The following is a 14,129-nucleotide window of genomic DNA, read 5'->3' as shown; positions in this document are numbered from 1 at the left end:
CGACGGCGGCCCGGGCGGCGATGCGGACGGGCAGCGCGTCGGCCCAGGGCTCGGTGAGGGCGCGGGCGGCGGACCGGCCCGCGACGATGCCCCGCCAGGTGGTGGGGGCGTCGCCGCCCAGCGGGGTGGTGGCGCCGAGGCCGGTGACGACGACCTCGGGCAGGCGCGTACGGGCGACGGACATCGCCGGCCCTCTCCTTCCGCTTCGGGGCGCGGGGCGCGACAGGCTTCAGGCGGCGGTGCGCAGGGCCTCGGGCCGGGCCAGGTTCTCGGCGAGGAACAGCTCGCGCAGCTTGGGGGTGAGCAGGCCGAGCTGCCGCAGGACGTGGATCACCTGCTGGAACAGCAGCTGGCGGTAGCCGAACATCATCGGGTCGGTACGGGCGAAGGCGAGGCCCTGTTCGACGTCGAGGTCCATGCGCTCCCAGACCTCGCGCAGCAGGAACCGGCGGGACATCAGGTGGACGGCCTCCAGGAGGAACGCCTCGCGCTCGTCGCGCTCCCGGGTCGTCATGTCGTTGTAGAGGCCGGTGAGGGAGACCACGCCGAAGCCGATGTGCCGGGCCTCGTCCTTGGCGATCATCCGGGTGATCGAGGTGATCAGCGGGTCGCCGAAGCCGCTGCTGGCGAGCCGGGTCGCGGCCAGGGCGAGCCCTTCCACGATGACCTGCATGCCGAGGTAGACGACGTCCCAGCGGGACTCGGCGAGCAGGTCGCGCAGCAGGGACTTGAGGCCGGGGTTGATCGGGTAGGAGACGCCGATCTTCTCGTCGATGTACCGGGCGAACGCCTCGACGTGCCGGGCCTCGTCGGCGACCTGGGAGGCCGCGTACACCTTCGCCTCCAGGTCGGGGACGGTCTCGACCAGACGGGCCGTGGTGACGAGGGCGCCCTGTTCGCCGTGGAGGAACTGGCTGACCATCCAGGCCTGGTACTCCCAGCGGAAGCTGTTGAGCAGTTCGCGGGGGACGGGGCTGTTCTCGGAGACGACGAACGAGGCGAGACCGGCGCTCTGGTCGTCGGACAGGGGGGCGCCGAAGCGGACGTCGTGACTCCAGTCGATCTCCGTGTCGGCGTCCCACTGGTTCTGCTTGTTGCGCTGGTACAGCTTCCAGATGCGGCTGTCGCGCCCGCTGTAGTCCCAGGTGAGGCAGGCGCGGATGGAGGCGTCGACCTCCATCAGGTCCTCGCGGGCCCGGTCGAGGGTGAAGAGCGTCGAGTCGGACGTGCCGTCCTCGCCGCGCGGAGGGGCCGAGCCCTCAACGGAAACGTCGGTCATCGGGAACGCGATCCTTTCATCCACCGTGGCCCGTCGGCCCCGGCCCACACCCTCGCGTCCCCCATGGCCCCCGGCCAGGAAGGCCCTGGGCAATTTGCGGGCATCAACAGCTGCCGGTCGGTTGCCTGGTGGCCCGCGCGCCCCCGCGCCGAGCATGGGCGCCCACGCCCACGCCCCCCGCAACCCGGCGGGCGCCACCTCCCACCACCCTCATGGAGCTGTTCCGATGACCCTGGAGCACGCCCGGCCCACCCTCGACACCGTCGCCTCCCTCGAACGGCTGCTCGGCGACCCGGCCGACGGCGAAGGACCCTTCTCGTTCGCCGCGACCGTCGCGGCCGAGGAGCGCGACGAACTGCCCGCCGGGGCGAAGAAGCTGCTGCTGGAATGGGGGTTCGCCGACTTCCTGGTACCGGAGGGCGACGGCGGGCGGCTGCGGAACCTGGAGTCGGCCCTCCTGCTGACCCGCACCCTGGCCCGGCGCAACCTGACGTTCTCGGTGCTGTTCGGCTCGACCCTGCTGGGCGTCGCGCCCGTGTGGCTGTGGGGCACCGGGGAGCAGCGCGGCCCGGTCGCCGCGGGGCTGGCCTCCGGGGCCATGGCCTGCTTCGGCATCTCGGAGCGCGACCACGGCAGCGACCTCGCGGCGAGCGGTACGACGGCCGTCTCGGACGGCGACCACATCGTGCTCAACGGTGAGAAGTGGCCGGTCGGCAACGCGACGAGGTCGCGGTTCGTCAGCGTCCTCGCCCAGCACGACGGGCGCGGGCTCTCGCTGTTCCTGGTGGACAAGGAGCGGCTGGCGGACGGGGCGTGGTCGAACACCCCGTTCGTGAAGGGCGCCGGTCTGCGCGGCCACGACCTGAGCGGCATCACGTTCCACGACGCGCGCGTCCCCCGCTCGGCGCTGGTCGGCCGGCCGTACCGGGGGCTCGCCTCGGTGCTGAAGACCCTCCAGATCACGCGTACCGCCATCGGCGCGATGTCGCTGGGCACCATGGACTCGGCGCTGCGGATCGGGATGCGGTACGCGAATGAGCGGGTGCTCTACGGGTCGCCGGTGAAGGAGATCCCGGTGGTGCGGGAGCACCTGGTGGGCGCCCATCTCGACCTCCTGATCGCCGAGTGCGTGGCGCTGCCCGTGGCGCGGGCGCTGTCGGTGGTTCCGTCGCGGATGAGCCTGTGGTCGTCGGTCGTGAAGTACCTGGTCCCGGTGATGGGCGAGGAGGTGCTCGACCACATGGGCAAGGTCCTGGGGGCGCGCGGCTACCTCCGCGAGGGCGTGGCGTCGGGGGCCCTGCAGAAGCTGCGCCGCGACCACGCCATCACGACGGTCTTCGAGGGCACGACGCACGTCAATCTGCACAGCATCGCCACCCAGCTGCCGACGGTCGCCGCGGTCGCGGACCGGCCCGCCGAGGGGGGCCGCGAGGTGCTGCGCGCGCTGTTCGACTGGTCGCGCGAGGCGCCGGTGTGGGCCCCGTCCGGTGACGCCCTCCAGCTCACCAGCGCCGCCCAGGACGAGATCACCCGGGGCTGGCCGGACGCCGTGCGGGAGGCGGCGGACGTCGCGCGGGAGCGGCTGGACGAGGAGTCGGCGGCCGAACTCGGCGTCCTGCTGGCGGAACTGTCGGCGCACCGGACCGCCCTGTACGCCGATGTGGCGGGCCTGGCCCCGGACTCGGTGGCGGCGTCGCGCGCGGCGGCCCGGCACTGCGTGCTGCACGCGGCGGCGTCCTGCCTGTACGTGTGGCTGTACGGGGGTGAGCGGGAGCGGAGCGCGGTGCGCGGTGCCGGCTGGCTGATTCTGGCCCTCCAGCGCCTCGTACAACGGCTGGAACCCGGCCGGCTGCTGGGCGAGCGGCACCAGGAGGACTTTGTGCGTGACGTGGAGGATTCGCTGTCGAAAGGTGAAGACTTCTCGCTTCTCCCTACCGTCTCTTGACCCTCTTTTGACCGGCACTAGGCCAACCGTGCCGTCAAAAGGATGGGACATATACGCATACACGCACCTACAGGCAACCCTTCACCGGAGCTACACTCCTGCGGGTCGAGGGGTCGTTGGACAGGGCCCCTAGGGGTGCGCACCTGTTGCGTCACCCCTCGGTATGCGTTGTGGGGGACAACAATGCTGAGCAGATTGGGCTTCGAATCCCATGAAGAGGATGTGTACCGGCTCATCCTCGAGAACCACGGGCTGCGGCCGAGCGATGTCCGGCAACGGCTGAATCTGACGGAGGAGCAGGTGCGGCGGGCCGTCGCCCAGCTGATCGACCGCAAACTCCTGGCCGTCCCGTACCAGGACGAGCTGCGGCCCGTGGACCCGAACCTGAGCCTCTACTCCCTGTTGAGCGACCAGCTCACCGAACTGCACGACCGGCAGAAGGAGTACGAGCGCACCAGGGCGGACATCCGCTCGATGCTGGCGGAGTTCGGGCATCTCTATCCGTCGCGTTCGCAGCCGGACGCGGAGCGCCTGATCGGCATGGACTCCGTACAGGAGCGCATGCAGGATCTGGCCGACGCGGCCCGGCAGGAGTGCATGACGTTCAACCCGGGCGGCGGCCAGTCGGCCGCGAGCCTGGCCGCGAGCAAGCCGCTCGACAGCGACGTCATCGGGCGCGGGGTGCGGATGCGCACGGTCTACCTGGACAGCGTGCGCAACGACGCCACGACCGTGGAGTACGCCGGCTGGCTGACCGGCATCGGCGGCCAGGTGCGGACCGTGCCGGTGCTGCCGATACGGATGGCGGTGATCGACCGCACGGTGGCGATCCTGCCCATGGACCCGGACCACACCCGCAAGGGGGCCGTCCAGATCAACTCGCCCGGGGTGGTGAAGGCGCTCGTCGAACTCTTCGAGCGGGTATGGGCGGACGCCGTCCCGCTCGGCGACGGGCACGACCGCTGCGAGGAGCTGGACGAGCACGGACTCGCCCGGCGGGAACAGGAGTTGCTGCGGCTCCTCGCCCAGGGGCTCACCGACGCCGCCGCGAGCAAGAGCCTCGGCGTGTCCCTGCGTACGGTGCGCAGGATGACGGCCGACCTGAGCGAACGCCTCAACGCCCGGAGCCGGTTCGAGGCCGGTCTCCGGGCGGGGCAGCGCGGTTGGATCTGACCTAGTTCGCCCCGGCGGCGACCGTGCAGACGGGCGCCGAGTCCCAGTTGAGGTTGCCGCCGGGCAGGTCCACGTCGAGACCGAGGTCCAGGTCCAGGCCGCCGGGCACGGAGTCCCAGTTCAGGTTCCCGTCGGGCACCAGGTCCCAGTTCAGGTTCCCCTCCACGGACGCGCCGGCGCCCTCGCAGCGCAGCGAGACCCCGGCGTCCGCGGGACCGGAGCCGGTGTCGGCCTGGGCGGTCGCACCCAGAGAAACGAACGAGAACACAACCGCGGCGGTCGCGAAACCCAGAATTCGACCAGCGCTGCTCATGACTTTGTCCCCCCATTGTCATCCCCGCCCGCCCGGTGGTCCTAGAACCGGACGGCGACGGGTAACTCTGCTCTGTCCGTGATCCATTCTGAGCGAAAAGGCAGCGGCGGGAAAGGTTTTCCGGTGGCAGGAAAGGACCAGCGGCAGCCTCATGCCACGTCGGCCGCGGAGCCGGGCGTCGCCGCAGATGGCGAGGGGTACGGCGGGCCGGCGGTCCGGACCCGTGCCACCTCTTTGACACCGTGCTGCCACGGGGAAAATGCTGCCACCAATACCCCCTTCCGCGCGTCTGTTCGCATGAGCAGAATCCACCCGGCGGGGCTTTCTTCCATCATGTACGGACGGCCCCCCGCGCGAAACGCCAACGTCAACATCTGGCCGGATTCCCTCCATCTCTCATTCGCTTCACCGGAATCCGGTCCGCTTCGAAGGGGGAACTTCCCGATGCGCCGCACCATGCTCAAGTCCAAGATCCACCGGGCGACGGTCACCGAGGCCGACCTGAACTACGTCGGCTCACTCACCCTGGACCCCGACCTCATGGAGGCGGCGGACCTGCTGCTCGGCGAGCAGGTGGCCATCGTGGACGTCAACAACGGCTCGCGCCTGGAGACGTACATCATCGAGGGCGAGCGCGGCTCGGGCGTCGTCTGCATCAACGGCGCCGCCGCCCGGCTCGTCGCCCCGGGCGACATCGTCATCATCATCGCCTACGGGTCCATGGAGGAGGACGAGATCGGCAAGCGGGAGCCGCGCGTCGTCTTCGTCGACGAGAACAACCGCATCGCCCACGTCGGCACCGACCCCGCCTCGTGACCCTGTAGGACGCCGCCCTGGTCCGCTCCCGGGCGGACGGGGCGGGGCGCCACATCACCACGGCCACGAGAAGCAATCGGGGGATCTGTCACATGATCGAGGCCATCGAACAGCCCATGTCCGCGACGCCGGACGTCCGTCGGCTGCGCCACCTGCTCGCCGAGCGAAGACAGGCGCGCGGCTGGACCCAGGAGGAGCTGGCGGAGCGCTCCGGGGTCAGTGTGCGCACCATCCGCAACATCGAGACCGGCTCCAACAAGCGGCCCCGCCGCGCCTCCGTCGACCTCCTGCTGGGCGCCTTCGGCACCTCGCTCGCCGAACTCGCCGGCGCCGAGGGCCTCCACCCCGGCCACGAGGTCGCCCCGCTCTTCCTGCCCCGTCAGCGCGACGCCTCCGGGCGCTGGCCGCACCCGGTCGATCCCGACCGCTGGCGCGGCCCCCGCCCGCTCACCGAGGCCATGGCCGGGCGCGACGACGACCTGCGCCACGTCCTGGGCACCATGCGGCGGGGCAGGCTGCTCGTCCTCACCGGACCCGGCGGCGTCGGCAAGACCCGGCTCGCCCTGACCGCGGCGGCCCGCCTCCAGGAACGCTTCCGCGACGGAGTCGGCGTGGTCGAACTCGGCCCGTGCGTCCCGGAGTCGGCGGACCCGGCCGCCGCGCGCGAGCAGGTGCACCGGGCCGTGGACGCGGTCCTCGCGGACGCGGTCGCCCGCGAGCCCGGCCGGGAACTGGACCTGCTGCTCGTCGTGGACAACGCGGAACACGTCGTCGCCACGGTGTCCCGGCTGGTCCTGCGGCTCGTCGTGACGCACCCCGGACTGCGGGTGCTGATCACCTCACGGCGGCCACTGGCCGTGCTCTCGGCCGACGTCTGGGAGGTCTCCCCGCTCCCGGCGGGCGAACCGTGCGCGGACGGGCCGGCCGACGGCTCCGCGGAGGACGGGGCAGCCCTCCCCGCCGCCGTCGAGCTGTTCCTGCGCCGCGCCAGGTCCACCGTGCCCACGCTCGACCTGGGCAGCCGCCTGCCGCAGGTGGCGGAGCTGTGCCGGCGCCTGGACGGACTGCCGCGCGCGATCGAGGCGGCCGCGCACTGCATCCGGACCGTGTCGCTGGAGTCCCTGCTGTACAGCGGTCCCGCGCTGTACATGTTCGACCGGTTCGACCTGTCGGCCGTCTCGCACCACCGGACCCTCGCGGACAGCGTGCGCTGGAGCTACGACCTGCTCACCGCCGAACAGCGGGACCTGCTGCACCATCTGGCCCGGTCCTTCGACTCGTTCACCGTCGAGGACGTGGTGAGCGACCATCCGGCGGGTGCCTGGACGGCGGGCAGCGTCGTCTGCGGCCTGGCCGAACTCGCCGACGCCTCGCTGATCCGGGTGCACCGCGGCACCCGCTACGGCTACCGGGTCTACGGCTGGATCAGGGCGTACATCGACACGCTCGACCAGGAGTCCGGCCGCACGCTCGGCGCCTGACGCCGCCCGGATCCCCCCGCGCCCCCTCCCCCTCACCCCGCCCGCAGGGCCAGCGCCACCTGGTGGCCGCCGAAGCCCGACGCGTTGCTCAGCACGGCGGCCGGTCCGGCGGGCAGGGGGCGCGGGGCCGCCCGGACCACGTCCAGCTCGATGGTCTCGTCCAGCTCCTCGATGTTCACGGCGGCCGGCGCCACCCGGTCCCGCAGCGCGAGCACCGCCGCCACCGCGGACAACGCCCCGGCGGCGCCCAGCAGATGGCCCGTCATCGACTTGATCGCCGACACGGGCACCCCGCCCGGCCCGAACAGCGCGCCGATCGCCCGGCTCTCGATCATGTCGCCGCCCGGGGTCGAGGTGGCGTGGGCGCCGATCTGGACCACGTCCGCGGTGGTCAGGCCGCCGTCCGCGAGCGCCCGCTCCATCGCCCGGGCCAGGGACCTCCCGGTGGGCTCGGGCCGGGCCATGTGGTGGGCGTCCGCGCTCATCCCGGCCCCGGCGACCTCGCAGTAGATCCCGGCTCCCCGGGCCCGTGCGTGCTCGGCCCGCTCCAGGACGAGCACCGCGGCCCCCTCCCCCATCACGAACCCGTCCCGGTGGACGTCGAAGGGGCGCGAGGCCCGCTCCGGGTCCTCGTTGCGCCGGGACAGCGCGGTCATGTTCGCGAAACCGGCGATCGCCAGCGGATGGATCGCCGCGTCGCTGCCGCCGACCACGACCACGTCGGCGCGCCCGAGCCGGATCAGGTCGAGCCCGGCGGCGACGGCCTCGGCGCCCGCCGCGCACGCGGTGGCCGGTGCCTGCGCGCAGGCACGGGCGCCGACGACCATGCTGACCTGGGCGGCCGGGCTGTTGGCCATCAGCATCGGGACCGCGATCGGGGAGACGCGCCGGGCCCCGCCCGTCCGCAGCACCTCCTCGTTGGTGAGGGCCGTGCCCAGCCCGCCGAAGGCGGTGCCGACGACCGCCGCCGTCCGGTCGGCGTCGGGTCCGCCGTCCTTCCCGGCCGGGGCGGTGAACCCGGCGTCCGCCCATGCCTCGCGGAGCGCGACGACGGCGAACTGCCCGGCCCGGTCCATCCGCCGGGCCTCGATCCGGTCCAGGACGGACGTGGGTTCCACGGCGGCCCGGGCGGCGATCCGCACCGGGAGGTCCTTCGCCCAGCGCCCGGTGAGCGCGACCGCGCCGCTGCGGCCGGCGAGCAGGGCCTCCCAGGTGGCCGGGGCGGTACCTCCGAGCGGGGTGGTGGCTCCGAGGCCGGTGACCACGACGTCGTGGAGGGTGCGGGACATGGGCTCGTTCTCCTCAGCGGGCGTACGAACGGAGGTACGAAGGGGACGGGGCGTTACGCGGTGGCGTCGATGAGGCTCGTGGGGCGCATGTCGGTCCACTCGGCCTCGATGTACGCGAGCGCCGACGCCCGGCCGGACTCCCCGTGCGCGACGGTCCAGCCGGCCGGGACCTCCGCGAAGGCCGGCCACAGCGAGTGCTGTCCCTCGTCGTTGACCAGGACCACGAAGGTCCCCTCCTCGTTGTCGAACGGGTTCGTCATCACTGACTTCCTTCGGTGTGTACGGGTACGAGCACGGCGGCCAGGGCGGCCGGAGTGCGGTGACGGTGGATCTCCACGAGGTCCGGCTCGGCGCCCAGCGCCTCCCGGACGCGCCCGGCGAGCCGGAGGGCCCGCAGCGAGTCGCCGCCCGCGTCGAAGAAGTCCTCGTCGGCGCCGAGGTGTTCGCGTCCCAGCACCGAGGCGAACAGTGCGCACAGCGCCTCGGTGCGCGCTGGGGAACCGGCGGCGGGCGCGGGCGGTGCGACCGGCACGGCGCGCACGTCCAGGACGGGCAGCGCGGTCCCGGGCAGCGCCCCGGTCGCGGTCTCCGGGTCCTCGGCGAAGGCGGTGAGCAGTTCGGTGAGCCGGTCGAGCACGGCGGCGGCCTGTCCGGCGTCCACCAGCTCGGCGCGGTGGCTGACCTCCAGGTACATCCGGTCACCGGGGACGGCCATCAGCTTGAGCGGGTAGTGGTAGGCGTCCCGGCCGTGGAAGTCGGCGACGCGCAGCCCGGCGCCCGGCACGGCGGGCAGCGCGCCCGCCCTGGGGTAGTTCTCGAACACGATCGAGGTGTCGTACAGCGGTCCGGCGCCCGCGAGGCGCTGGATGTCGGCCGGGCCGAGGTGGTGGTGGTCGGCCAGTTCGGCCTGCGCGGCCTGGACGCGTACGAGCAGGGCGCGCAGCGGTTCGGCGGGGTCGGCCGCCTCGACGCGGACCGGCACGGTGTTGATGTACAGCCCGACCATGTCCTCGATGCCGGGCAGCTCCGGCGGCCGGACCGAGACGGTTGCGCCGAACACGACGTCCCGGCGGCCGGTCAGCTCGGCGAGGAGCAGCCCCCAGGCGCCCTGGACCACGGTGTTCGGGGTGACTCCGGCGCCACGGGCGGCGGCGGTGAGCGCGGCGGTGAGGTCCCGCGGCAGTTCGGCGGTGACGCGTTCGGGGAGCGTGGTCAGGGTGCCGGTGTCGTGGCCGGGGGCGATCAGCGAGGGCCCGGGCAGGCCCTTGAGCGCGGTGCGCCACGCCTCGCGGGCGGTCTCGCGGTCCCGGCCGGCCAGCCAGGCGGCGTACTCCCGGGCGGGGACGGGCCGGGGCAGCGCGGCGGGGTCGCCGCCGCTCAGGTAGAGCGTGAACAGGTCGCGCAGCAGCACCGAGGTGGACCAGCCGTCGGTCAGGACGTGGTGGCTGGTGAAGACCAGGACGTGCCGGTCCGGGCCCGTCCTGAGCAGCGTGAAGCGCAGCAGCGGCGGGCGGTCCATGGCGAACCGGGCCCGCCGGTCGCGGGCCAGGAAGGCGTCCAGGCGGGGGCGCGGCGACGACCCGTCGGGGCGGGTCAGGTCCAGCTCGGCCCAGGGCACGTCGACGCGTCCGGCGACGGCCTGGACTGGTTCGCCGGAGTCCAGGAGGAGGAAGCCGGTGCGCAGGGCCTCGTGCCGGTCGGTCAGGGCCTGGCAGGCGCGGCGCAGGGCGGCGGTGTCGAGGGCGCCTTCGAGTGCGGCGACGAGCTGGACGTGGTAGACGTCGGCGGCCTTGCTGTCGTACCGGGCGTGGTGCAGCAGCCCTTCCTGGAGCGGGGTCGCGGGCAGCAGCCCGGCGAGCGGGCCCGGGTGCCAGACGGCTTCCAGGGCTTCCAGTTCGTCCTGCCCGACGTCCACCAGCGGTACGTCGGAGGGGGTCAGGCCGCCCGCCCCGGGCCGCGCGGTGTGGGCGACGAGGTCGCGCAGGGCGGCGAACCACGCCTCGCCCAGCTCCGCCGCGTCGGCCTCGGTGAGCAGGGCGCCGGGCCAGGACCAGGTCGCGGTGAGGCGGGGTCCGTCGGGCAGGTCGTGGGTGGCGGCGTTGACCTCGATGACGTGCGGCATGGGCAGCCCGTCGTCGGTCCCGGGCACCACGGCGTCCGCCTCGGCCGCGATGTCCCACACGCCCTCGCCGGGCCCCGACATCCGCCCCAGGTAGTTGAACCCGATCTGCGGGGACGCGTAGCCGGCCAGCCGGCCCGCCGTGTCCGGGTTGAGGTGGCGCAGCAGCCCGTAGCCGATGCCGTGGTCCGGGATCGCCCGCAGCTGCTCCTTGACCCGCTTGACCGCCCGGTCCGGGCTGTCGGAGCCGGGGTCGATCCGTACGGGGTAGAGGCTGGTGAACCACCCGGCGGTGCGCGACAGGTCGAGGCCCTCCGCGATCTCCTCGCGGCCGTGCCCCTCCAGGTCCACGAGCACCCCGCCCGTGCCGTCCGTCCCGCGCGCCCGGCGCCAGGAGCCGACGGCCAGGGCGAGCGCGGTGAGCAGGATGTCGTTGACCCCGGTCCGGAAGGCGGCGGGCACGCTGGTCAGCAGCGGTTCGGTGTACGCGGCCGGCAGGGTCAGGGTGAGCGAACGGGCGGTCCCGTAGACGTCGCGCCCGGGATCGAGCGGGCGGGCCGCGAGGGCGGGGTCGCCGCCGGACAGGATCTCCTCCCAGAGCGGCAGCCGGTCCGTGTGCCAGGGCTCGCGGGCGGCCGTGTGCAGCCGCTCGGACCAGGTGCGCAACGAGGTGTGGACGGGGTCGGGTTCCGCCGTACCGCCGTCGGCGGCGCCCTTCCACGCCCGGTGCAGGTCCGGGAGCAGGACGCGCCAGGAGACGCCGTCCACGGCGAGGTGGTGCACGGTGAGCAGGAGGCGGCCGTCGGCGCCGGGGCCCGCGTCGAACCAGACCGCCTCGGCCATGCGGCGCGCGGCCGGGTCGAGCCGGTCCCGTGCGGCGGCGGACTCCTCGGCGACGGCGGCCCGCAGCGCGTCCGGGCCGAGCCCGGTGACATCGATGCGGCGCACCAGGTCCTCGGCGCGGACCGTGCCGGGCGCGGCGATGTCGAGGGACCACTCCCGTCCGTCCGGTCCGGTGGCCAGGCGGCGCATGCGGAGCGCGTCGTGCCGGTCCAGGAGCCGCTGGACCGCCCGGGCCAGCCGGCCGGTCGTGCCCAGGTGCGGGACGCGGACCAGGACGGACTGGTGGAAGCCGTCGGAGGGGCCGCCGCGCTCGCGGAGCCAGTGCATGACCGGGGTGGGCCGGAGCGGTCCGGTGCCCGCGTCCGGGTGCTCGGCCGGGCGGTCGGCGACCGTCCGGGCGACCCGGGCGAGGGCGGCGGCGGTCCGGTGCGTGAAGACGTCCTTCGGGGTGATCACCAGGCCCGACTTGCGGGCGCGGGCCACCAGTTGGATGGAGACGATCGAGTCGCCGCCGAGGTCGAAGAAGCTGTCGTCGACCCCGGGGTCCGCGACGCCCAGCACCTCGGCGAACAGCGCGCACAGGGTCTCCTCGGCGTGGCCCGAGGGCGCCCGCCCGACGGAGCCGGTCGCGGCGGCCGGGGCGGGCAGCGCCCGGCGGTCCAGCTTGCCGTTCGGCGTCAGCGGCAGCCGGTCCAGCAGGACGACGGCCCCGGGCACCATGTACTCGGGCAGGGTCCCGGCGGCGTACTCGGTGAGCGCGGCCGGGTCCACGCCGGGTGTCCCCGCCGGCACCACGTACGCCACCAGGCGCTTCACGCCCGGCTGGTCCTCGCGGACGACGGTCGCGACCTGCCCCACGGACGCGTGTCCCGCCAGCACGGTGTCGATCTCGCCGAGCTCGACGCGCAGGCCCCGGATCTTGACCTGGTCGTCGCTGCGGCCCAGGTATTCCAGGACCCCGTCGGCCGTCCAGCGCACCACGTCACCGGTGCGGTACATGCGGGTCCCGGGATCGCCGTACGGGTCGGCGACGAAGCGCTCGGCGGTGAGGACGGGCCGGTGGGCGTAGCCGTGGGCGAGCTGCGCGCCCGCGAGGTACAGCTCGCCGGGCACGCCCGGCGGGACGGGGAGCAGCGCCTTGTCGAGCACCAGCAGGCGGGTGTTCCAGACGGGCCGGCCGATGGGGACGGAACCGGCCCCGGTGACCGGGCGGCACTGCCAGTACGTGACGTCGACGGCCGCCTCGGTCGGCCCGTAGAGGTTGTGCAGTTCGGCGCCCTCGGGACCGAGGAGTTCCAGGAAGCGGTTCTGGGTGGCGACGGGCAGCGCCTCGCCGCTGGAGAAGACGCGCCGCAGCCCCGTGCACCGCGCGGCGGCCGGCTCCTGGAGGAAGACCTGGAGCATCGAGGGGACGAAGTGGGCGACGGAGACGTCCTCGCGCCGGATCAGCTCCGCCAGGTAGGCCGGGTCCTTGTGGCCGTCCGGGCGCGCCACGACCAGGGTGGCGCCGGTGTGCAGCGGCCAGAAGAACTCCCAGACCGAGACGTCGAACCCGCACGGCGTCTTCTGGAGCACCCGGTCCCCGGGCCCGATCGGATACTGGTCCTGCATCCAGCGCAGCCGGTTGACCACGGCGGCGTGCGGCACCATGACGCCCTTCGGCCGCCCGGTCGACCCGGACGTGAAGATGACGTAGGCCGCGCTCGCGCCCCGCGGCCCGTCCGGCGCGGCGGAGACGTCCACCGGCTCCCCCGGCGCGTCCAGCAGCAGCCGCGGCACGCCCGTCTCCGGCAGCGCGGCGGCCGTCGCGGTCTCGGTGAGCAGCAGCGCGGGGGCGGCGTCCTCCAGGAGCCGGCCGATCCGCTCACCCGGCAGGTCCGGGTCGACCGGCACATAGGCGGCGCCCGCCGCCTGCACCGCGTGCAGGGCGACGACCAGGGCGGCCGACCGGGGCAGCGCGACGGCCACGGTGTCGCCGTGCCGGACCCCGTGCCCGCGCAGCCGTGCGGCCAGGACGCCGACCCGCTCGGCGGTCTCGGCGTAGGTCAGCGTGGCGTCCTCGGCGACGAGGGCGACGGCGTCGGGCGTACGGGCCGCCTGCTCGGCGAACATCCGGGGCAGGGTGGTGGACTCGACCGGGTGCGCGGTGTCGTTCCAGGTGTCCAGCACCCGGTGCCGCTCGTCCGGGGTGAGCAGCGCGACGCGCCCGACCGGGGTGTCCGGGGCGGTGAGCCAGGTCTCCAGGAGGTGGCGGACGCGGGCGGCGACGTTCTCGGCCTCGGCCCGCTCGTACAGGTCCCGCCGGTAGTTGACCTCCAGCCGCAGCCGCTTGCCGGGGACGGCCATCAGGCTCAGCGGGTAGTGGGTGGACCCGGCCTGCCCGTCGCCCTCGACGGCGGTCAGCCGGAGCCCGCCGGCCGGGGCGCGCACGTCGTCCCAGCTCATCGGGGCGTTCCCGAACGCCACGGAGGTGTCGAAGAGTTCGCCGAGCCCGGCCCGCCGCTGGATGCCGGCGAGCCCGACGTGGTGGTGCGGTTCCAGCGCCGACTGCTCCCGCTGGACGCGGGTGGCCAGCGCGCCCAGCGCCTCGTACGGGTCCAGCCGCACCCGGACCGGGGCGGCGTTGATGAGCAGGCCGACGATGTCCTCGACGTCGTCGAGCCCGGCCGGGCGGCCGGACACGGTCTGCCCGAAGACCACGTCCCAGCGGCCGGTCAGCCCGCCGAGGACCAGCGACCAGGCGGCCAGTACCACGGAGTTGAGGGTGAGCCCGGCCGCGCGGGCGGCGGCGGTGAGCGCCCCGGTCGTCTCCTCGGTCAGCTCGGCGGCGGCCATCCGGGGCATCGCGGCGCCCCCGGCCGCGTCGGCGCC

10 protein-coding genes are annotated in these 14,129 nt (G+C 74.0%); 4 read left to right on the top strand and 6 right to left on the bottom strand.

Translation table 11 applies throughout. From position 1 onward, the window contains the following. The coding region (locus G3I41_RS33630) for a beta-ketoacyl synthase N-terminal-like domain-containing protein (RefSeq protein ID WP_275408472.1) at window positions 1-184 on the bottom strand (184 nt) is incomplete at its 3' end. 45 nt (window positions 185-229) lie between these two features. Next, a complete protein-coding gene (locus tag G3I41_RS33625) occupies window positions 230-1,279 on the bottom strand; it encodes a ferritin-like domain-containing protein (protein WP_164404317.1) in 1,050 nt (349 codons plus the stop codon). A gap of 226 nt (window positions 1,280-1,505) precedes the next feature. On the opposite strand from G3I41_RS33625, the gene G3I41_RS33620 reads away from it, so the two are divergent. Both G3I41_RS33620 and G3I41_RS33615 read left to right on the top strand, forming a co-directional pair. Further along, window positions 1,506-3,224, top strand: a complete 1,719-nt coding sequence (locus tag G3I41_RS33620) for an acyl-CoA dehydrogenase family protein (RefSeq protein ID WP_164404316.1) — start codon at window positions 1,506-1,508, stop codon at window positions 3,222-3,224. 183 nt (window positions 3,225-3,407) lie between these two features. Continuing rightward, complete coding sequence (locus tag G3I41_RS33615; protein WP_164404315.1) at window positions 3,408-4,397, top strand: helix-turn-helix transcriptional regulator; 990 nt, start codon at window positions 3,408-3,410, stop codon at window positions 4,395-4,397. Window position 4,398: 1 nt separating this feature from the next. On the opposite strand, the gene G3I41_RS33610 is transcribed toward G3I41_RS33615, so the two are convergent. Then, window positions 4,399-4,710: a hypothetical protein gene (locus tag G3I41_RS33610; protein ID WP_164404314.1), complete on the bottom strand. Its 312-nt coding sequence runs from the start codon at window positions 4,708-4,710 to the stop codon at window positions 4,399-4,401. Window positions 4,711-5,154: 444 nt separating this feature from the next. Between G3I41_RS33610 and panD the strand changes: the two genes are divergently transcribed. Then, a complete protein-coding gene (panD, locus tag G3I41_RS33605) occupies window positions 5,155-5,526 on the top strand; it encodes an aspartate 1-decarboxylase (protein ID WP_164404313.1) in 372 nt (123 codons plus the stop codon). Window positions 5,527-5,618: 92 nt separating this feature from the next. Further along, window positions 5,619-7,007, top strand: a complete 1,389-nt coding sequence (locus tag G3I41_RS37575; RefSeq protein ID WP_164404312.1) for a helix-turn-helix domain-containing protein — start codon at window positions 5,619-5,621, stop codon at window positions 7,005-7,007. Window positions 7,008-7,039: 32 nt separating this feature from the next. Here the strand turns inward: G3I41_RS37575 and G3I41_RS33595 are convergent, their stop codons facing one another. The 3 genes from G3I41_RS33595 to G3I41_RS33585 are packed head-to-tail and all read right to left on the bottom strand — an operon-like array spanning window position 7,040 to window position 14,093. Further along, a complete protein-coding gene (locus G3I41_RS33595) occupies window positions 7,040-8,296 on the bottom strand; it encodes a beta-ketoacyl-ACP synthase II (protein ID WP_164404311.1) in 1,257 nt (418 codons plus the stop codon). Between the two features lie 53 nt (window positions 8,297-8,349). After that, on the bottom strand, window positions 8,350-8,556 hold the full coding sequence (locus G3I41_RS33590) for an MbtH family protein (RefSeq protein WP_164404310.1): 207 nt from the start codon (window positions 8,554-8,556) through the stop codon (window positions 8,350-8,352). Then, window positions 8,556-14,093 carry a non-ribosomal peptide synthetase gene (locus tag G3I41_RS33585; RefSeq protein ID WP_203602040.1) on the bottom strand — a complete coding sequence of 1,846 codons (5,538 nt, stop codon included), beginning with the start codon at window positions 14,091-14,093 and terminating at the stop codon, window positions 8,556-8,558. Before G3I41_RS33585 ends, G3I41_RS33590 begins: the two co-directional genes overlap by 1 nt. Between the last annotated feature and the right edge of the window lie 36 nt (window positions 14,094-14,129).

It is taken from the genome of Streptomyces sp. SID9727 (assembly GCF_010550605.1).
In the GTDB taxonomy this organism is placed as follows: Bacteria; Actinomycetota; Actinomycetes; order Streptomycetales; family Streptomycetaceae; genus Streptomyces.
The sequence above is the reverse complement of the archived record's forward strand: the minus strand, read 5'-3'. Positions and strand labels throughout refer to the sequence as shown.